Raw genomic sequence first — 19,010 nt, forward strand, 5'->3', positions numbered from 1 at the left:
GCATGCCCGACACCCTGGCGCTGGCGGCCGAGCCGCTGGCACGGCGCTATGCGCAGTTCGTGTGGCGCCGGCGGCTGCTGCTGCTGGCCCTGGCCCTGGTGCTGCTGCTGTCGGTGGCAGGCGACCTGGCCACCGGGCCGTCCACCTTCCCGCTGGCCGATGTGCTGGCCGGCCTGTGGAACCCGCAGGCGCTGGACGAGGCGCAGCGCGTCATCCTGTGGGAGGTGCGGGCGCCGGCCGCCGTCATGGCGGTGGTGGTGGGGGCCTGCCTGGGCCTGGCCGGCGCCCAGATGCAGACGGTGCTGGACAACCCGCTGGCCGACCCCTTCACGCTGGGTGTGGCCACGGCCGGCGCAGTCGGTGCCTCGGTGGTCATCGTGCTGGGCGGCTCCTTCGTGGTGCTGGGCGAGAACGTCGCCATCGCCGGGGGCGCCTTCGTCTTCGCGGCGGGGGCGACGCTGCTGATCCAGGGGCTGTCGCGCCGCTTCGGCGCCACGGCCGACACGGTGCTGCTGTTCGGCATCGCCCTGCTGTTCACCTTCGAGGCGCTGCTGTGGCTGCTGCAGTTCGTGGCCGACAGCGACGCGCTGCAGCAGATCGTGTTCTGGACCATGGGCAGCCTGAGCCCGTCCACCTGGAACAAGATCGTGCTGGTGGCGGGCGTGCTGCTGGTCTGCTCGCTCGACCTCTCGCGCCATGCCTGGGCCTTGACGGCCCTGCGCGCCGGCGAGGAGCAGGCGCGCAGCTTCGGGGTGGCGGTCGAGTCGCTGCGGCTGCACACGCTGCTGCGGGTGAGCCTGCTGAGCGCGGCGGCGCTCAGCTTTGTCGGCATCATCGGCTTCGTGGCGCTGGTGGGGCCGCACATCGCGCGCATGCTGGTTGGCGAGGACCATCGCATCTACCTGCCCGCCAGCGCGCTCAGCGGCGCGTTGATGCTGTCGCTCGCGTCCATCCTGAGCAAGTCCATCATCCCGGGCGTGGTGCTGCCCATCGGCATCGTCACGGCGCTGGTCGGCGTGCCGATGTTCATGGCCCTCGTGCTCGCCCGGCGGAGGCGGCCATGAGCGCGGTGCTGCCGCCCGGGGCGGGCGCTGCGGCCGCTGCCGCGTGCGGCGCGGTGCCGAAGGTGGCCGCCGCCCCGCATGCCGACGTCGGCACGGCCGGCCTGTTGCTCCGTGGGCTGCAGGTCGGCTACCGGGGCCGCCGTGTGGTCGAGGGCCTGGACCTGGGGCCGGTGCCGGCCGGTTCGCTGGTGGCCCTGGTCGGCCCCAACGGCGCGGGCAAGTCCACCCTGATGCGCGGCGTGGCCGGCCTGTGTCGCGCCACTGGCGAGTTGCGGCTTGGCGGGCAGGCGCTCGAAGCGCTGCGCCCGGCCGAGCGTTTGCAGCGCATTGGCTACCTGCCGCAGGCCTTGCCCCAGCCCACGCCGCTGGTGGTGTACGAGTCGCTGCTGGCTTCGGTGCGGGCCGGTCGCGCGGCCTGGAGCCGGACGCAGGCCGAAGCGGCCATCGAGGCGGTGGTGCAACGCCTGGAACTGGGCCCGCTGGCGCTGCGCCGGCTGGACGAGCTGTCTGGCGGGCAGCGGCAGATGGTGGGCCTGGCGCAAGTCCTGGTCCGGCAGCCTGGCCTGCTGCTGCTGGACGAGCCGACCAGCGCGCTCGACCTGCGCTGGCAGCTGAAGGTGCTGCAGGTGGTGCATGAGGACGTGCAGCGGGGCGGCGGCATCGCGCTGGTGGCCCTGCACGATCTCAACCTGGCGTTGCGCTTCTGCGACCGGATCGCCGTGCTGGCCGGTGGCCGGCTGGTGGCCTGGGGGCCGCCGCGCGAGGTGTTCACCGACGCCGTGCTGCGCAGCACCTACGGCGTGGAAGGCCGGGTGGAGCGCTGCTCGCTGGGCCACCCGGTGGTGGTGGTGGACCGGGTGGCGGCCGGCTGAGGCGCTGCGGCGGCCGCCGCCGGAGACCGGCTGGCCGGCCGCCGCCATTCAAGCGCCTGGTGGAGGGCCTGCGCAGCGCCTCCCGGCGTGTGGTCCCGGCCAGGTGCGGCCTCTCGGGGCCCGCTTCAGCGGGTCGACTCGCGCTCGATCCGGACCGAGTAGTTCTGGCCCTGGTTGTTGTCCCAGAACGTCTGGCCGTTGACGGTGTAGCTCACCGCCAGTTCCAGCCGGCTTGCCTCGCCGAGCGGGAGTTGGTAGGTCCATTCCTCGGCGCCATAGGCGTTGGGGTTGGGCGCGGCGCTGTAGCCGCTGTTCCAGTAGGCCGGGTTGTAGTAGGCCTGCACGACCTGGCTGGTCCGCCAGCCGTCGGTGGAATACACCACCGCCACATTCTTCGCCGGACCGAGGTTGCGCACCGTGACGCTGCCGTGGAGCTGGTTGTCCCAGCTGGCGCGCACCACCGGCTCGTACCGGTTCAACACATTCAGGCCGTCGCGCAGCAGGGAGCCGGTGTCGGCGCCCTGGCGGTAGTTGCGGCCCTGGTTGTTGTCCCAATAGGTGCGCCCGTTCACCTCGTATTTGAGCGCGTATTCAGCATCCCAGTTGCCGTGCGCGAACCAGTAGCCTTTCCAGATTTCCTTGCCGGCGCCGGAGCTGGAGTGGTATTGCAGCGGCACGTCGATCCATTGGCCGTCGATGTTCTTCACGTGGGCGTACACGGACTTGACCGGGCCGAGGTTGGCCACCTGTGCTTCCCAGCCGAAATTCTGGCTGCTGCCGTAGCGCCAGGTGACGGTGCTCTGGCCGCGCTGCAGCGCAATTTCGTCGGCGGCCTGGGCGGAGAAACTGCTGGCGATGGCGAGCCAGGCCAGCGAAAGAAGGGCAGTTTTTTTCATTTCCGTGTCCTCATGCAGGTTAGTGAATAGAAATATCGCGCGACGGCCGGACTGTAAAAAACCAAACGCTGCATTCCTATGGGAGGACTAACAGGGGGGACGGGGCGGCGGCAAGCGTCCGGGCTGTACCGGGCGACGCTGGCGGCTGGTTTCGCCCTGGTAGGGGGCGGTTACTCCGCGATTACCGGAGCTCCCGGCTCTTGTTTTGACAATCGAGCATGAGTTGTTTTGGCTACGAATTGAGCTGCTGCATGAGTTTCAAGTCGACTACAGGGCAGATACTACAAAAACGTTGTCGAGGGGCTCGCTGGTAAAATAGAAAAATGGAATGTGACCGACCGGAAGCGGGTACATCCTGCGGGTGGATGGCTGAACCGTCGGGGCCTGTGGGCCCAGCTGCGCGGTGTAATTCGAACGAAACCGGAGGTGGAATGACCGGAATTTCCAGCATCAATATCCGATATTTTTGTTCATGATGAGCGTGCCGGCTGCCGGCCACCCACTGTCAAGGGCAGCGAAGCGCCGCTCGCGTCGCCGTGCAGGGCGGCGGGCCGGTGTCATTCGGCGCCCGCCTGCGGCGCCGGTTCAGCGCATGGGCGACTCCCGCCATCCGGCATCCGGGTTGAACCGCTGGATCGACCGAGCCGACTCGTCGGTGCGCACGCCCAGGTCTTTCTCGAACACCCGCCCGTCGTGGTTCACCATGAAGCTCATGATGCCGGTATGCCCATACCTCACCGGCCAGGCCAACAGGGCAAAACCGCTCCTCATGCGCCCGCCGATGCGGTAGTCATACGCACCCCCGGGCGCATGCGGGCCCTGCGCGGTGAGGATGCGGTAGTGGTAGCCGTGATAGCCGCCGCTGCCGCCCGGTTGCGCGGCCGCGAACAGCGGCCCCAGCGGGCTCGGGTCCTCGCCGGGCGTCTCCGGCCAGTACAACCCGTCTCGCTGGCCGGGACGGCTGACCAGCCGGCTGGCGTACTCGCGCAGGCCATTGCCGTCCCTGTCCTGCAGCGCGTACTCCCGCTGTGCGTCGACATAGGCACGCGCGGCCTGCATGGCAGACAGTTCGTTGCGCCCGATGCGTCGGCTGCGCAGCTCGTCTTCTCCTTGCTGTAGATCGAAGCGCCAGCCGGCATCGGCGTGTCGCATGGGGATCGGCAGCCGCCAACCCGCCTCGCCCACCGACAGGTAGGCCAGGCCCCGCTTCACCTCCTCGACGGCATGACGCTGCCGCCAGGCGTCAAGGAAGGCGTCGATGTCGCGCGGGTCGGCTCCGCCGGGCGCCATGAAGCGCTCCCAGTCCGGGCCGAGCACGTGGCGCAGGGCTTGCCGGTCCTGCCGCTGGACCGCGTCCACCAGGGCACGGGCCGCCGTCTCCGCATCGGGGTACGCGGCCTGCGCGAATGCGCTGGCCGGCCCCGCCAGCCAAAGGCCGGTCATCGCCCCGGCACGGCAAAGGAGCCCGAGCCAGCCGCGAGTCAAGGCCGGAGCCTTCCGATGGATCACCGCTGCTCCCTTCCGCTACGGCCGCCGGCCGCCGCGTGCTCTTGGTGCCCGGCCGGCGTCGCCCGCCGGACGCGCATGGGACCGCGAATGCGACATGGACTGCCGGCTTGCGACACCCCGGTCGTGCTGTTGCCTCGCCCTTGCAGGATCGCCGGCATCTCGCAGCGCATGGTCTTCCACACGGCGGCTGGCCGCCGGGGCGCTGCTCGCTTCCCGGCCGGCGTCCCGTGTGCCGCCGCCTTCCCTCGGGCCGCGCTCCGCGGCCGGTGCCGCGTCGGGGCGTTCCCGGGTTCCCGCCGCACCGGCACCGACCTCGCGCCCTTCGCCACGCTGCATGGCACTCCCTCGGGGAGCCGCGCCGGCCTGCTCGCGTGCAGCGGACGGCTCGCGATCGCGGCCGCGGTACGCCGCCCGCTGGCCAGCGTCACCGACACTCGGGGCGCTGAACTGCTGCCGGCTGCGCTCATTGCGGTACGGCACGCCGCGGCGGTGTTCCGCGTTGTGCTGGAAGCTGGTCTGCCGCGCATCGAGCCGGCGCTGGGCATTGAGCTGGTTGTACTTGTTCACGTTGATGTTCACGTCGCCGCGGCCCCAGTCGCAGTTGCCCCAGAGGGCGGCGGTGGCAGCGACCCCCAGGCCGAACACCATGCCGGACGCCAACGCCGCACCGGGGTAGTACGCCGCCATCGGCGGATAGTAGAAGGGCGGGTAGGACGGGTAGGGCCAGTCGCCATAGACCACCGCCGGGTCATAGGCCGGCACGTACACGACCTCGGGGTCCGCCGGTTCGATGCGGATCACCGTGGTGCCGGCCTCCTCAGGCGCGGGCTCCGCCACGACCCGCTGGTGCCGGGAGCTTTGCAGCTGGCCTGCCTGCTCGGCCTTCACCCGCAGCCGCTGCGTCGCGCTCAGCACGTCCTTGGCAGAGGCGAGAAAGGCATCGCCCAGGTTCTGCACCCAGTCCGGCTGCCGGCCCATGGTCTGGAGGACCTGCGGAAACGCGACCAGGGACTTCACGCTCGGATCCCAGTTCTGCGTTTCGACGGCGCGCACGGCGGCGTCGCCCTGCTCCTGCGGGTGCGACGCGGACCACGCGGCCGCCTCCGCGACGTCGGCCGGGTAGGTGGACGCCATCAGGATCTGCGACAACAACGGGTCGGGGTACAGCGCGATGGGCGCCAGCATCTGCTCGAGTTCCTCGCGTGTGAATTCGCCCGCGGTCTGCGACAGCGTGGGCATCGGGAGCAGGGCCAGCAGGCAGACAAGGGCCGCGCAGAGCATCCATCGGCAGGGTTGACGCATAAAGCACCTTGCTTGAAGTGGGCCTGGGCGACGCTGCGGCAGCGCAAGCGCTGCAGCAGCGTCGCTTCGCGGTGTCGGAGCGGGCCTTGCCATCGCCGGCTCACCATTCCACCCAGAGCTGCAGCCCCCAGCGCCCCGGCCGTGCCAGAGGCCGGGACGCGGGCGGGTCACTGCCCTGCGTCATCCGGGACAGCCGCGGCGGCGCACCACGCGAATCGAAAGGCGTGAGCAGGCCAAGGTGGACCTGCCCGGTGGACAGGCGGTCCACACCCAGGTTGATGGCCCCCAGCGGATCGGTGAGCAGCAGCACCATCCGCTCCAGCCAGTTCGGAGCCCCCGGCCGGGCCAGGATGCGTTGCCGCAACGGCCACAGCAGGTGCTCACCCAGCCAGGTGCCGACCAGCGGCGTGACCACCAGGTCCTGGTAGGACACCGGCTCCACGACGGCCTCGGCGCCGAACTCGAAGATCGTCGACAGCAGGGCCGAGAACCAGAAGGCGGCACCGTGGTCCAGGCCGCGCGACCGGGCGCGGGTGTAGTAGGCCGCGCCCCAGTAGGGATGCAGCACATAGTTGACGACGGCACGGTCGTGGTCCCAGCGGGGATGGGTGACATGCTGCCGCCAGCTGTTCCAGCCGCGCTCGTCGGCTGCCGCATAGTTGGTCGTCTGGCGTGGCCACAAGCCGATGAAGGCCACGGCCGCGAACTGGTAGCCGAGGAAGTAGCCGGTGTCGCGCCGCAGGCCGGCGTGGTCGACCGATGTCATCCAGCCGGCTTGCGGCCCGCGGTCGCTGGGTTGGTCGGCCGCTGAGACCTGCGCGCTGCCTGCCAGGCACACCACCATCATCAGCGCGACCATCAGCACGCCGGCACAGGCCCGATGGTCCGCCGCGCGACTGGTGGAACGAAGCCGCGCCGCCTGCCCCGGCCTGTGGTCCATCGCCATGCTGTTGCCTTCCATGAGGATCGGGTTGTCGATGCCGCGCCTGCGTGCGACGCACGGGCTGGCCTCGTTCCCGGAAGGTAGGGCCGATGCCGCCAGACGGCCACCCGGCCGGGGGCCGAGCAGCCTGCCCCTTGTCCGGAGGACCGGTGAGGCCGGCTCGTGCATTGGCACGCGCTGCTCACGGCCGCCGCAGCCTGGCCTCGGGTCGCCCTCACTTCCCCCTCTCCTAGCTAGACGCTGTCCAACCCGGCGCCTACTGTTGCCGCACTTCAACGACGGACGCCATCGGCTGTCGTCACCTTCAATGAACGCGGAGGCATCGTCATGGAAACTGGAGCGCTGCTCGTGAACAGCCTGAGCGTCGGAAGCCGGGTCGCCACCGTCTTCCAGCAGCGCCTGAAGACCGCGCAGCAGCGGTACTGGGAGCGCATCGACCCGCTCTACCGGCAGGGGCTCGCCAGCCCGGAGCTGCTGCCGGCCCTGCTCTCCGACCCACAGGGCATGCATCGCTATGCCGTCGACCTCACGCAGAGGTCGGTGCTCTTCTGGGAGACGCTGTGGAAGCGCGGCAACCACTTCATCGACCGGGCCCGCGACGGCTTCACGCCGGTGCTGCACTTCCAGCACGAGACCGTGCTCGACGCCCGGCAGCTGGAGCGGCCGGTGAACTATGCGTTGCTGAGGATCGTGCCGCCGGCGGGCGTGACGGTGGACCCCAAGCGGCGGCCCTACCTGATCATCGACCCTCGTGCCGGCCACGGGCCCGGCATCGGCGGCTTCAAGGACGACTCGGAGGTGGGTGTGGTCCTCAGGGCCGGGCACGCGGTGTACTTCGTGATCTTCTTTCGGGACCCGCAGCCCGGGCAGACGCTGCTCGATGTCTGTGCCGCGGAACAGCTGTTCCTGAAGAAGGTGCGCAGCCTGCACCCCGACAGCCCGAAGCCGGCCGTGGTGGGCAACTGCCAGGGCGGCTGGGCGGCCATGATGCTGGCGGTGGCCGACCCCGAAGACACCGGGCCCATCGTCATCAACGGCGCGCCCATGTCCTACTGGAGCGGCTCGTGGAGCGAGGGCGAGGGCGACAACCCGATGCGGTACGCCGCCGGCATGCAGGGCGGCACCTGGCTGGCATCGCTGGCGGCCGACCTGGGCAATGGCGTCTTCGACGGTGCCCATCTGGTGCAGAACTTCGAGAACCTCAATCCCGCCAACAGCTTCTGGGACAAGTACTACCACCTGCTCGACAAGGCGGATACCGAATCGCCGCGCTTCCTCGATTTCGAACGCTGGTGGGGCGGCTACTACCTGATGAACCGCGAGGAGATCGAGTGGATCGCCAGTCGCCTGTTTGTCGGCAACCGGCTCTGGTCCGGCGACACCGGGTCCGCCGGCGCGCCCGGCTTCGACCTGCGTAGCATCCGATCGCCCATCATTCTCTTCGCATCGATGGGGGACAACATCACGCCGCCGCAGCAGGCCTTCAACTGGGTGCTGGACGTCTACGGCAGCACCGAGGAGATCAAGGCGCGCGGGCAGGTCATCGTCGGCCTCAAGCACGAGAGCATCGGACACCTGGGCATCTTCGTCTCCAGCAAGGTCGCGCTCAAGGAACATGCGCAGATCGTCTCGGTGCTCAAGAGCATCGAGCGGCTGCCGCCGGGCCTCTACAGCATGTCCATCATCGAGGGCCAGGTGCCGGGCGACCCCGAGGCGCACCGGGTCGAGTTCCAGGAGCGCCGGCTGGAGGACATCGCCGCCAAGCTCAATCGCTACCAGCGGGTGGACGAGCGGCCCTTCGAGGCCGTCGCGGCCGTCTCCGGCTTCAACCAGCGTGCCTACGAGCTGTTCCTGCAGCCCGTCGTGCAATCGCTGTCCAACGATGCGTCGGCACGCTGGCTCCAGCTCTGGCATCCGTTGCGGGTCCAGAACTGGAGCGTGTCGAGGCTCAACCCCTGGCTGTCATGGGTGGCTCCGGCGGCCGAGCAGGCCAGGGCGCAGCGCGCGCGGGTGCCCGACGACCATCCCTGGCGGCAGATGGAGCATTGGTCGGCGCAGTGCATCAGTGCCTCGCTCGACCACTGGCGCGCAGTGCGTGACGCTGCCACCGAAGCCACCTTCTTCTCCGTCTATGCCCCGCTGTTTGCGCTGTGCCTCGGCGGCAAGCAGGAGAACCGCGGCCTGCCACCCGCGGCGCAGCGCGACCCCAGGGAGCTGCCCGTGGTCAGGCAAGCGCTGGACGGCATCGCCGAAGGCGGCTACGCCGAAGCCCTCGCCCGGGTGGCTGCGTTGCTGGCCGAAGGCAAGGCACCACTGCCGCTGTCCCGCGTGGAAATGCGCAGCGAGCTGATGGACACCTATGCGGAGTACCTGCCCGCTCTCTCGCCACACCGTTGGCGCAGCATCCGCGGCGTGCAGGACATCATCGCCCGGCTCGAACCCGAGCGGGCACTCGCCACGTTGCCCACCCTTCTCTCGCACGCCGACGACCGCATCCGCCTGCTCACGCTGCTCGACATGCTGAGCACCGACCGGCGTGTCCTCGGAGCGCAGCCGACGCCGCCGCAGCTGGAGATGCTGGACCGCATCCGGGCCCTGCTCGTCGAAGCCAAGTCGACGCGCCGCCGCGTGGCGTCCGGCTCGGCTGCCGTGCAACCCCTCGCCGCCTCTACGCAGCCCTGCATGAAAGAAGGCCAATGAACACCAAGCATGCAAAGTACCAGCGCCTGATCGCCCGTTGCCGCGACCTGGCTCCCACACCGACAGCTGTGGTCTATCCCTGCGACCGCAGCTCGCTGGAAGGTGCGCTGGAAGCGGCGGAGCTCGGCCTGATCGAGCCCATCCTGGTCGGGCCACGGGCGCAGATCGAAGCGGTGGCCCGTACCTTTGGCGCCGACATCTCGGCCTGCCGCGTGGTCGAGGCGCCCTACAGCGCCGCCGCGGCGGCGGCCGCTGTCCAGCTGGTGCGTGAAGGCCAGGCCGAGGCGCTCATGAAGGGCTGCCTGCACACCGACGAGCTGATGGCCGCTGTCGTGAAGCGCGATGCCGGACTGCGGACCGCCCGGCGGGTCAGCCACTGTTTCGTGATGGACGTGCCGAGCTACGAGAACGCACTCATCATCACCGATGCGGCGGTCAACATCGCACCCACCCTGGATGAAAAGGCCGACATCCTGCAGAACGCCATCGACCTGGCGCACGTCCTGCAGATCGAGGACGTCAGGGTGGCCATCCTCTCCGCGATGGAGACGGTCAGCGCCAAGGTCCCGTCCACCGTGGAGGCGGCCGCCCTGTGCAAGATGGTGGACCGCCACCAGATCACCGGCGCGCGGGTCGATGGCCCGCTGGCCCTCGACAATGCGATCAGCCTGGAAGCTGCCCGGGTGAAGCAGATCGACTCGCCGGTGGTCGGCCATGCCAACGTCCTGCTGGTGCCGGACCTCGAGGCGGGCAACCTGCTGGCGAAGAGCCTGTCTTTCCTGGCCGAGGCCGATGCGGCCGGCATCGTCCTTGGCGCCCGCGTTCCCATCATCCTGACGAGCCGGGCCGATTCGGTGACGACGCGGCTGGCATCCTGCGCGGTCGCCACCTTGGTGGCGACCGCGCAGCGCCAGGGCTCCAAGATGCTCGGGTGACGCCATGGCCGACCTGATCCTCGTCCTCAACGCCGGCTCGTCCAGCATCAAGTTCAGCGCCTTCGCCGCCGACACCGTCGCCTTGCAGCTGATGCTGCGCGGCCAGATCGAGGGGCTGCATACCGCGCCGCGCTTCACCGCCTTCGATCCGCAAGGCACCGCGGTGGCATCCCGCCTCTGGCCACACGGCACGGCGCTTGGCCACGACGGCGCCATCAGCCACCTGGCCGGCTTCCTGCGGGCCCACCTCAGCCAGCACGACCTGGTGGCCGTCGGCCACCGTGTGGCGCATGGCGGCACCCGGTTCAAGCGCTCCACGATCGTCACGCCCGATGTCAGCGAGGCACTCGAGAAACTCGTGCCGCTGGCGCCCCTGCACCAGCCGCATAACCTGCGGTCCATCGACCTGCTTGCCAAGCTGCGGCCGGAGTTGCTGCAGGTGGCTTGCTTCGACACCGGCTTTCATTGTGTCCAGCCGGAGGTGGCCCAGGCCTTCGCGCTGCCAACCTCCATCACCGATGCCGGCGTGCGGCGCTATGGATTCCACGGCCTGTCCTACGAATACATCGCCGGCGAGCTGCCTCGCCTGGATGCCCGGGCCGCCTGCGGGCGCACCGTGGTGGCCCACCTGGGCAGCGGCAGCAGCATGTGCGCGATGGTGGCCGGGCAGAGCCGCGCCTCCACGATGGGGTTCACCGCGCTCGACGGGCTGCCCATGGGAACGAGGAGCGGCTCCCTCGACCCCGGCGTCATCCTGTACCTGCTCAACGAACTGCGCATGGACGCGGCCTCGATCGAGAACCTGCTCTACCGCCGGTCCGGCCTGCTTGGCGTCTCGGGCATCTCCAGCGACATGCGGGTGCTGCTGGGCAGCGAGGAACCGCGGGCGCGCTTCGCGGTGGACCTCTACCTGTACCGCATCGGGCGCGAGCTGGGCTCGCTGGTCGCGGCGGCCGGCGGACTCGATGCCATCGTCTTCACCGGCGGCATCGGGGAACACAGTGCACTGATCCGCGCCCGCGCCTGCCTGGGTGCCCGCTGGCTCGGCGTGGAGCTGGACGCGGTGGCCAACCAGAACGACGCCTCGTGCATCAGCAGCCGTGCCAGTCGGGTGGCCGTCTGGGTGATTCCGACCCATGAGGAACTCGTCATCGCCCGCCACACCCGCGACCTCCTGTCCACCATCCAGGGACCGCAACCATGAGCACACACCCGCGTTTCCCCTTGCTCCAGGATGCCAAGGCCTTGATATGCGGCGTCGCCAACGAGCACTCCATTGCCTACGGCTGTGCCAAGGCCTTCCATGACCTGGGCGCTGACCTGGCGATCACCTATGCGAACGAGAAGTCGCGGCAGCATGTCGCGCCGCTGGCCCGGGCGCTATCGGCGTCCCTGCTGCTGCCGATGGACGTGTCGCGGCCGGAGCAGGTGGAGGCCGTCTTCCAGCAGATCGGCACCGCCTGGGGCCGGCTCGACGTGCTGGTTCATTCGATCGCCTGGGCTCCCAAGGAAGACCTCCAGGGCGGCCTGCTCAACTGCTCGGCCGAGGGCTTCGGCCAGGCGATGGACATCTCCTGCCACTCGTTCGTGCGGTTGGCGCGGCATGCGGCTCCGCTGATGAAGGACGGCGGGACGCTGTTCGCCATGAGTTTCCACGGCGCCTCCCGGGTGGTGGAGAACTACAACGTGATGGGCCCCGTGAAGGCCGCGCTGGAAGCCTGCGCCCGGTATCTCGCCCATGAACTGGGGCCGCGCGGCATCCGCGTGCACACGATATCGCCGGGGCCCCTCAAGACACGGGCGGCCTCGGGCCTCAAGGACTTCGACGAGATGCTGCAGGCCGCAGCGCGGCGAGCACCGATCGGGGAGCTGGCCGACATCACCGACGTCGGCTTCACCTGTGCATTTCTCGCCAGCCCCGAGGCGCGCCGGCTGTCGGGCGAGACGATCTTCGTCGATGGCGGCGTGCACATCATGGGTTGACCCCGCACTTCCTAAAGGAGACACCGACATGACCCGCCTATTGCTCGGGAACATCCGTAGCGGCACGACAAGTGAAGAAATCAGGAAGTTCCTGGCCAAGTACGGTTTCCCGCCCATCGAGTGCATCGAGCACCTGGTCGGCGACGACGCCAGGTCGGCCGCCGTCCTCACCTTCAAGGACGTCAACCAGGACGTGCTGCAGCGGCTGAAGCCCAGGATCCATTCGGTGTACTGGAAGAACCGAAAGATCACCGCCCAGGTGCTCACCAGCAACTTCTACGGCTGACACGGCCGAGCAAGGAGTGGTCGCATGCGATTCTTCAACTGGTGGGGCCGCCGCGAGCTGCCGGAGGGCGCCCAGCGGCACGACCTGGACGAGGCGCTGGAACGGGTCATCCGCGTGGTGCCGCGGCTGCGCGCCGCCAGCGGCTGCCGTGCCCGGCTGGCACCGGCACTCGCGACGGCGCTGGCGGACCTCGAGGCCCTGGTCGCCAGCCTGCCCGATCCGGCCGAGCTCGATGCGGCGAGCTGGAGCACCGATCCTCGCATCCGGGCCTTCTTTGCGTCACCGGCCGACATCCTGCTGGTTCTCAGTCGCTCGCCCGACGTGCGTGATTTCCTCGCCGGGACGACCGAGGCCAGCGACGGCTATGCGGTGCTGGCGATGACGATGGAGGAGCGCCGGCGCTTCGGCGTCGTGCAGGACGGCGAAGCAACGCTCGGCGACGTCGCTCAGACGGTGATGAGCTTCTCTGATCACCGCATCCGCGCCTGCTCGCCGACGCTGGCCGCGTTGAAGCGGGCGATCGTGATGCAGCTGGTGGACCAGTTGGCGCTGGAAGGACTGGACCGGATGCTGGCCGGCGACGAGCGGCGCCAGGCGCTGAACCTCGAGCATGGCTTGCTCGCCGCCCGGCTGCGCCTGTTGCAGCGGCAAGGCACGGGGCTGCGATCGCTGCTCGGCGACGAGAACCCGCGGGGCGCCACCGGGCTGGCCGTCCTGCAGCAGGAGATCGAGGCCAATGCGAGCGAGCTGCAGGCATTGGGGCCCCGCAGTGCGGCACTCGAAGGACAGCTGCAGACCATGGCCGAGGTGCTCCGCAATGCGGTGTCGCTGGTGCGGGTCTCGACACTGGCCCTGCGGCTGAACCAGATGAACGCGGTGGTGCCGCCGTACAGCGCGCAGCCATGCGAGCTGGTCGAGTTCCAGCGGGCGCGCATTCCCGGCCGTCCACCGGTGGTGCGCGCTTTTGCGCTGGTGCGCTTTTGCCGACGCGAGGTACCCCAGCCGGAGACGCTGCTGGACGAGGTCGCGCGGTGGCTGGCGTGAGCCGGGGACCGGAGCTGCATCGTCCGGGCGAAGGTCGGGTGGCCTGTCGCCTGCGCGGGCGGGTGCGGGGCCGTGGCCGGAGGCTGTACGGCGCATGGCTCGTGCTGCTGCCGTCCTGGGCCCACGCCTCCTTGCTGCAGGGGGAAACGCTGGACCGGGTGGCCGACGCGGCGGCCTGGGTGGTGCTGGTGGTCGCCCCCGTCGTTGTCATCGGCCTGTTCTGGATGGTGCACATCCTGCCCGAGAAGATTGCCGAGAAGCGCAGGCATCCCCAGGTCAAGGCCATTCAGGCCCTGTGCCTGCTGTCGCTGGTGTTCGGCGGGTGGCTGTGGCCGCTGGCCATGGTGTGGGCGACGGCGAGGCCGGTGCTGCCGGCGCGCCGTGATGACGACGGCGCCGCGCCGTCACCGTTGCCCCCACCCCCGTCCGACGGAGATCCGGCGGTTGGCGAGCATGGGGCCCTGCACGCCAGGCTGACCGGCCAAGCCGAGCAGTTCGAGCAGCAACTGGCCCGCTTGCGGGCCCACCTCCGCCGCCTGGAGCAGGAGGATGCGGCGGCCGCCGACAAGCCGGGGCCAGCCGCTCAGGCGCAGTGGCGGCCGGACGACGCGGCAGCCGGCATGCCGGCCATCGATCGAAAGGGGTGAGCGATGGAACTGCTGTTCCTCATGGTGTATTCCTTCTGCGCCTGGCTGGTCTTCTTCAAGTTCAGGTGGCTGCCGTGGAACATCACCACCCAGGTGATCACCATCAGCATCCCGCTGATCCTGCTGGCCGCGGTGATTCTGTTCCTGAACATCTCGGCGCCGTCCACCGCCGATGTCAGGGTGATCAACTATTCAGTGCAGATCGTGCCCCGCGTCACCGGCCGCGTGATCGAGGTCGGCGTCGAGGCGAACCGGCCGATCCGCAAGGGGATGGTGCTGTTCCGCATCGACCCCGAGCCGTTCCGCTTCCGGCTGCAAGCCGCCCGGGCCGCCGTCGCCCAGGCGCGTGCCAAGTTGATCGGCTCGCAGGCCAACCAGAGCAGCTATGAAGAACAGCTGAAGGAGGCGCAGGCCAAGCGTGGCGCGGTGAGCGCGAAGCTGGAGCTTGCCAGGATGCGGGTGCGGCAATACCTGGCACTGGCGGCGACCGGTGCCGGGCCGCGCTTCGACCTCGAGCAGGCGCAGGCGGAGGTGCAGGGCCTCCATGGCGAGTTGGCCGCCCTCGATGCGGCCACCGCACAGGCGCGCGTGAAGACCAGGGCCAGGACGGCCGACGGCGAGCAGGACGAGGTCGCCCGGGTCAGGGCCGAGATCGCCCAGGCCGAGGCCCAGCTCGCAGAGGCCCAGTGGGAGCTCGACCAGACCACCGTGGTCGCACCGGCCGATGGCAGCGTGGTGAACCTGCAGCTGCGCGTCGGCCAGGTGGCCAGCCAGCTGGTGATGTCGCCGGTCATGCTCTTCATCGAGAACACCCAGTGGGTGCTGGCCTTCTATGCCCAGAACGAAGTGCGCGAGGTGGGCACCGGCCAGGAGGCGGAGATCGCCATGCGGATGTACCCGGGCCGCATCATCAAGTGCCGGGTGGACTCGGTGATCTGGGCCACCTCGGGCGGTCAGGTTCCGATCGGCGGCAACCTGCCCGACCTGCCGATGCTCGCCGCGGGCAGGCTGGCGGTGCGCTTGCGCCCGGTGGATGCGGACGTGTTCCTTGCGGCAGGCGCGCGCGGCAGCGGCGCCATCTACACCGACTATGTGGTGTTCCTGCACATGGTGCGCAAGGTCTTCATCCGCGTGCAAAGCAAGCTGGACTGGCTGGTCCTGAAACTGCACTGACATGCAGCCACCTCCCTTCTACCGGCAGTGTCGCTGCGCGCTGGCCTGCGCCACCGTGGCCGTGATGGTGGCCGGCTGCTCGCTGCGGCCACCGCCGTCGCCCGAGGAGATCCGCCACCAGGCCGTGGGGCACCTGCGCCTGGAGTCGCCCTGGCGCTCGGGTGGCGCGCAGGGCGCGGCGGTGCAGGACGACTGGCTGGCCACTTTCGGCGATGCCCGGCTGCAGGCGCTGGTGGCGGAAGCACTGGCCTACAACCCGGATCTGCACGTCACCGCCACCCGCATCGAGCAGGCGGCCGGGCAGCTGGGCCTGGCCAGGGCGGCGCAGCGACCCTCGCTCGCCCTGGTGGGGACTGGCGGCGTGAAGGTCAGCGACATGAGTTCGGCGCTGTCCGGCCTGCTTGCCTTGATGTCCTGGGAGGTCGACCTGTGGGGCAGCCTGCGGTATGCCAGCGCGGCTGCGGCCGACCAGCTGGCCGCCACGCGGTGGGACCTGGAGTTCGCCCGCCAGTCCCTGGCGGCGAACACCGCCAAGGCCTGGTTCACCGCCGCGCAGACCCGGCTCGAGGAGCAGGCGGCCCTGCGCATGGTGGAGCTGCAGCAGCGCCTGCTGCAGCTCGCCATTCAGCGCCGCGATACGGGGCCGGGCAGCGAGCAGGAGGTGGTGCAGGCGCAGGCTGCCCTGCATCTGCAGCGCGATGGGCTGGCCGAGGCCCGGCTGGCCCACCAGTGGGCGCGGCGGGCGCTGGAATCGCTCCTGGGCCGTTACCCGGGCGCCGAGATCCGGGCCCGCGAGGACCTGCCCGCCCTGCCGGGCCCGGTGCCCGCCGGGCTGCCGCTGCAGATGCTGGAACGCCGGCCTGACCTGCGCGCGGCAGAGCAGCGGGTGGCCGGCGCCTTCAACCGGGTCGGACAGGCGAGGGCGGCCGCCTTGCCCCTCATCCAGCTCACCGCCAACCTGGGCTACCTCGACAGCGATGTGCTGGCGCTGAAGCGTGACTTCGAGAACCCCACCGGCGGCGCCGGTGCCCGGCTGCTGCTGGTCGATCTCGACGGTGCGGTGCAGGAGGCGCAGTTCATGATCGTCTCGGCGCAGCAGCGCGAGGCCGTCGCGCAGTACGTGCGCCTGGCATTGCGGGCGATTGCGGACGTCGAGGCGGCACTTGCCGGTGCCCAGGTGCTCGACGAGCGCGAAGGCGAACTCGTGGCGCAGGCGGCGGCCCAGGGCCGCGCACTGCAACTGGCGCAAACCGGCTACGAGGTCGGCAAGCGCGACCTGCGGGCCGTCGAGCAGGAGCGGCTGCGGTTCTACCAGGTGCAGCTGCAGTTGCTGCGGGTGCGCGGCGAGCAGTTGAGCCAGCGGGTCGACCTGCACCTGGCGCTCGGCGGCAGCTTCGGCGCCGAGCGGCCGCTTTTCAAAGGTGAGCAGGGCCGGTGAGGGCTCAAGGCCGGCCGAGGAACAGGTAGACACTGTCGTAGCCCCGGTCGACCCGGCCATAGCCGAGGTAGAGCGGACCGAGCGGGGTGTCCACCCCGAGCAGGATGGCGGCCGAGCGCAGCGTTCCCTGCTCGTTGCCGGCCACCAGCGGCCGCCCCATGCGGCCCAGCTCGATGGACAGACCGGCGTAGACGCCGTCGAGCCAGCGTGTCCGTGCCAGCCGTTGGTAGTAGACCAGCCGCAGGAAGCGCAGCTCCTCACCCAGCAGCGCGCCGCTGGGATAGCCCGACTGCCGCAGCAGGCCGCCCCACTGGAAGAAGTGGGTGGCGGGCAGCGGATGTGGCCCGACACGGGCGCCCCATCTGAAGGCGAGATGGAAGGTGTGCTCGCCGAAGGATGCCGCACAGCTGCCGTCGGCCAACGCGCGTGAGAAGTCGGCGTCACTGCCCAGGGCGGTGCGCATCCAGATCAGCTGCAAGGCACCGGCACATCCGCTGCGCGGGAAATTGAGTCCATCGAGCTGGTCGACCAGTGCACGCATGGTGATGCCGGTGTACGAGGCGCGCGGGCGTTGCGGCAGCAGCGCGACCGGTCCCGTGTCGAGCATCACGTGGACATTGGAATGCAGCAGGCCCAGCCGCACTTCGGCATGGCCGCCGAACGGTGCCCCGGCTTCCAGGCCGAGGTTGAGCTGGTGGGCGTCGTACCGGGCCAGGCGGTGGTCGGCCCGGAAGATGTCGCTCGGCCGTCGTTCGTACTCCGCGCTCGGGGCCACGAAGAACGTCTGGTGGCTGTTCACCGGCTGGTAGAACTCGGTCGCGATCCGGTGGCGGTGGCCCAGTTCGAGGTCCGACCGCCATTCGCCGCCCAGCCGGTTCAGCCAGGTCATGCGGAACCCGGCCAGCAGCTGGAAGACGGCCTCGCCCTGGAAGTCGGAGGACAGCCCGAGCCCGAACCGCAGGTAGTTCGGCCCCCAGGATTTCTCGACGGCGTCGACGGCAAGGACGCGCCGCCCCCGGTCTTCCAGCAGCTCATAGCTCACATGCTCGAAGTCGCCGGTGCCGAACAGCCGCCGCATGTCGTGCTCGATCTCGTGCGGCGCAGCACGCATGCCGGGCTCGGTGCGCATGACGCGGCGCGCCACCTCCGGATTCACATGCTGGAGCGGTCGAAAGCGGATCTCGTCGAAGGGCGCGCTGGCGGCGTTGCGCTGCGCCAGGCGCTTGCCATGCCAGGCGGCGTACTCCTGCGGCGACACCGACAGCCGCGCCAGGGCGGCCGCGGCGGCACGCGCCGCGGCCTCGCCAATGGGCACGGCTGCGGCGAGGTGGTCGAAGTCGGCGGCGGAGAAATCACCAAGGGCGGGCACGATGAGGATGTCGTTTGCCCCAAGCCGCTGCAGTGACGCCCGCACGTTCTGCTCGGTGAGGATGTTGACCATCTGGGCGGCCACGCCGAAGACCGAGGACAGCGCCGGCGCCTTGAGCAGCGGGGTGCCCAGGTTGACGGCAATCACCACCTCGGCGCCCATGGCATGGGCCACGTCGACCGGCAGGTTGTCGGTCAATCCGCCGTCCACCAGCAGCCGCCCATCCATCTGCACCGGCTCGATGAACGCCGGCACCGACATGCTCGCCCGCATGGCACTCGCCAGGTCACCCTGGCTGAGTACCACCGGCTCGCCGCTGGTCAGGTCGGTGGCGACACAGCGGAAGGCAATGGGCAGCTCGTCGAACCGCTGGAACCCCTGGACCTTGCTGAGACCGCGCAGCACGGTCTCGAGCTGCACGCCCGACACCAGTCCGCGCGGCAGCAGGATGGCTCCTTCGCCGAGGCCGACCTCGGGACCGACCAGGTTCCTGGCGTCGTCGCGCTTGAGGCGGACCGCTCGCTCCTGCCTCGGCGGCAGGTCCTCGAAGAGGTGCCGGCGCGACAACGAAGGCAGCATCCCCTCCATCTCGTCGGGCGCGGTGCCGGACGCATAGGCGCCACCCACGATGGCGCCCATGCTGGTGCCGGCGATGCAGTCGATGGGCACCCGCAGCGCCTCCAGCACCTTGAGGACGCCGACATGCGCGGCGCCGCGGGCCCCGCCACCGGACAGCACCAGGCACACCTTGGGCCGCTGCGCCGCGCCTGGCTCGACCGCTTGCGCCTGGCCGCAGGCCGGCTGCGCCAGCAGCAGGGCCGCCATCAGCGCGGACCGCGTCCTGTTCGG

At 69.9% G+C, this 19,010-nt stretch carries 16 protein-coding genes; 11 read left to right on the forward strand and 5 right to left on the reverse strand.

The window, feature by feature from the left end:
- Window positions 1–2: 2 nt before the first annotated feature.
- Complete coding sequence (locus tag N7L95_RS25960) at window positions 3–1,064, forward strand: FecCD family ABC transporter permease (RefSeq protein ID WP_301260521.1); 1,062 nt, start codon at window positions 3–5, stop codon at window positions 1,062–1,064.
- Entirely contained in the window at window positions 1,061–1,936 is an 876-nt protein-coding gene (locus N7L95_RS25965; protein WP_301260522.1) for an ABC transporter ATP-binding protein, read from the forward strand. The genes N7L95_RS25960 and N7L95_RS25965 overlap by 4 nt, the downstream gene beginning before the upstream one ends.
- 125 nt (window positions 1,937–2,061) lie before the next feature.
- Here N7L95_RS25965 and N7L95_RS25970 read toward each other — a convergent pair whose 3' ends face one another.
- The 4 genes from N7L95_RS25970 to N7L95_RS25985 all read right to left on the reverse strand — a co-directional run bounded on the left by N7L95_RS25970 (window position 2,062) and on the right by N7L95_RS25985 (window position 6,589).
- Window positions 2,062–2,832: a carbohydrate-binding protein gene (locus N7L95_RS25970; protein WP_301260523.1), complete on the reverse strand. Its 771-nt coding sequence runs from the start codon at window positions 2,830–2,832 to the stop codon at window positions 2,062–2,064.
- Between the two features lie 585 nt (window positions 2,833–3,417).
- On the reverse strand, window positions 3,418–4,275 hold the full coding sequence (locus tag N7L95_RS25975; RefSeq protein WP_301260524.1) for a DUF2950 domain-containing protein: 858 nt from the start codon (window positions 4,273–4,275) through the stop codon (window positions 3,418–3,420).
- Between the two features lie 81 nt (window positions 4,276–4,356).
- The gene (locus N7L95_RS25980; RefSeq protein ID WP_301260525.1) at window positions 4,357–5,643 is read right to left on the reverse strand and encodes a DUF3300 domain-containing protein; all 1,287 of its coding nucleotides are present in this window, start codon (window positions 5,641–5,643) and stop codon (window positions 4,357–4,359) included.
- Window positions 5,644–5,743: 100 nt separating this feature from the next.
- On the reverse strand, window positions 5,744–6,589 hold the full coding sequence (locus N7L95_RS25985; protein WP_301260526.1) for a DUF3943 domain-containing protein: 846 nt from the start codon (window positions 6,587–6,589) through the stop codon (window positions 5,744–5,746).
- Window positions 6,590–6,913: 324 nt separating this feature from the next.
- On the opposite strand from N7L95_RS25985, the gene N7L95_RS25990 reads away from it, so the two are divergent.
- From N7L95_RS25990 to N7L95_RS26030, 9 genes are all read left to right on the forward strand, one after another.
- Window positions 6,914–9,286, forward strand: coding sequence for a DUF3141 domain-containing protein (locus tag N7L95_RS25990; RefSeq protein WP_301260527.1), 2,373 nt, complete (start codon window positions 6,914–6,916; stop codon window positions 9,284–9,286).
- Entirely contained in the window at window positions 9,283–10,221 is a 939-nt protein-coding gene (locus tag N7L95_RS25995; RefSeq protein WP_301260528.1) for a phosphate acetyltransferase, read from the forward strand. Before N7L95_RS25990 ends, N7L95_RS25995 begins: the two co-directional genes overlap by 4 nt.
- Before the next feature lie 4 nt (window positions 10,222–10,225).
- Window positions 10,226–11,425 carry an acetate/propionate family kinase gene (locus N7L95_RS26000; RefSeq protein ID WP_301260529.1) on the forward strand — a complete coding sequence of 400 codons (1,200 nt, stop codon included), beginning with the start codon at window positions 10,226–10,228 and terminating at the stop codon, window positions 11,423–11,425.
- The gene (gene fabI, locus N7L95_RS26005) at window positions 11,422–12,204 is read left to right on the forward strand and encodes an enoyl-ACP reductase FabI (protein ID WP_301260530.1); all 783 of its coding nucleotides are present in this window, start codon (window positions 11,422–11,424) and stop codon (window positions 12,202–12,204) included. Before N7L95_RS26000 ends, fabI begins: the two co-directional genes overlap by 4 nt.
- Window positions 12,205–12,232: 28 nt before the next feature.
- Window positions 12,233–12,490 (forward strand): RNA-binding protein, encoded by a 258-nt coding sequence (locus tag N7L95_RS26010; RefSeq protein WP_301260531.1) that lies wholly within the window; start codon window positions 12,233–12,235, stop codon window positions 12,488–12,490.
- A 24-nt stretch (window positions 12,491–12,514) separates the two neighbouring features.
- Window positions 12,515–13,534, forward strand: a complete 1,020-nt coding sequence (locus N7L95_RS26015) for a hypothetical protein (protein WP_301260532.1) — start codon at window positions 12,515–12,517, stop codon at window positions 13,532–13,534.
- A 101-nt stretch (window positions 13,535–13,635) separates the two neighbouring features.
- Complete coding sequence (locus N7L95_RS26020; protein WP_301260533.1) at window positions 13,636–14,181, forward strand: DUF3302 domain-containing protein; 546 nt, start codon at window positions 13,636–13,638, stop codon at window positions 14,179–14,181.
- Window positions 14,182–14,184: 3 nt separating this feature from the next.
- On the forward strand, window positions 14,185–15,354 hold the full coding sequence (locus N7L95_RS26025; RefSeq protein ID WP_301260534.1) for an HlyD family secretion protein: 1,170 nt from the start codon (window positions 14,185–14,187) through the stop codon (window positions 15,352–15,354).
- A gap of 1 nt (window position 15,355) precedes the next feature.
- Entirely contained in the window at window positions 15,356–16,792 is a 1,437-nt protein-coding gene (locus tag N7L95_RS26030) for a TolC family protein (protein ID WP_301260535.1), read from the forward strand.
- Window positions 16,793–16,796: 4 nt separating this feature from the next.
- Here the strand turns inward: N7L95_RS26030 and N7L95_RS26035 are convergent, their stop codons facing one another.
- Window positions 16,797–18,986 carry a patatin-like phospholipase family protein gene (locus tag N7L95_RS26035; protein WP_301260536.1) on the reverse strand — a complete coding sequence of 730 codons (2,190 nt, stop codon included), beginning with the start codon at window positions 18,984–18,986 and terminating at the stop codon, window positions 16,797–16,799.
- Between the last annotated feature and the right edge of the window lie 24 nt (window positions 18,987–19,010).

It is taken from the genome of Eleftheria terrae, assembly GCF_030419005.1.
Taxonomy (GTDB): domain Bacteria; phylum Pseudomonadota; class Gammaproteobacteria; order Burkholderiales; family Burkholderiaceae_C; genus Caldimonas; species Caldimonas terrae.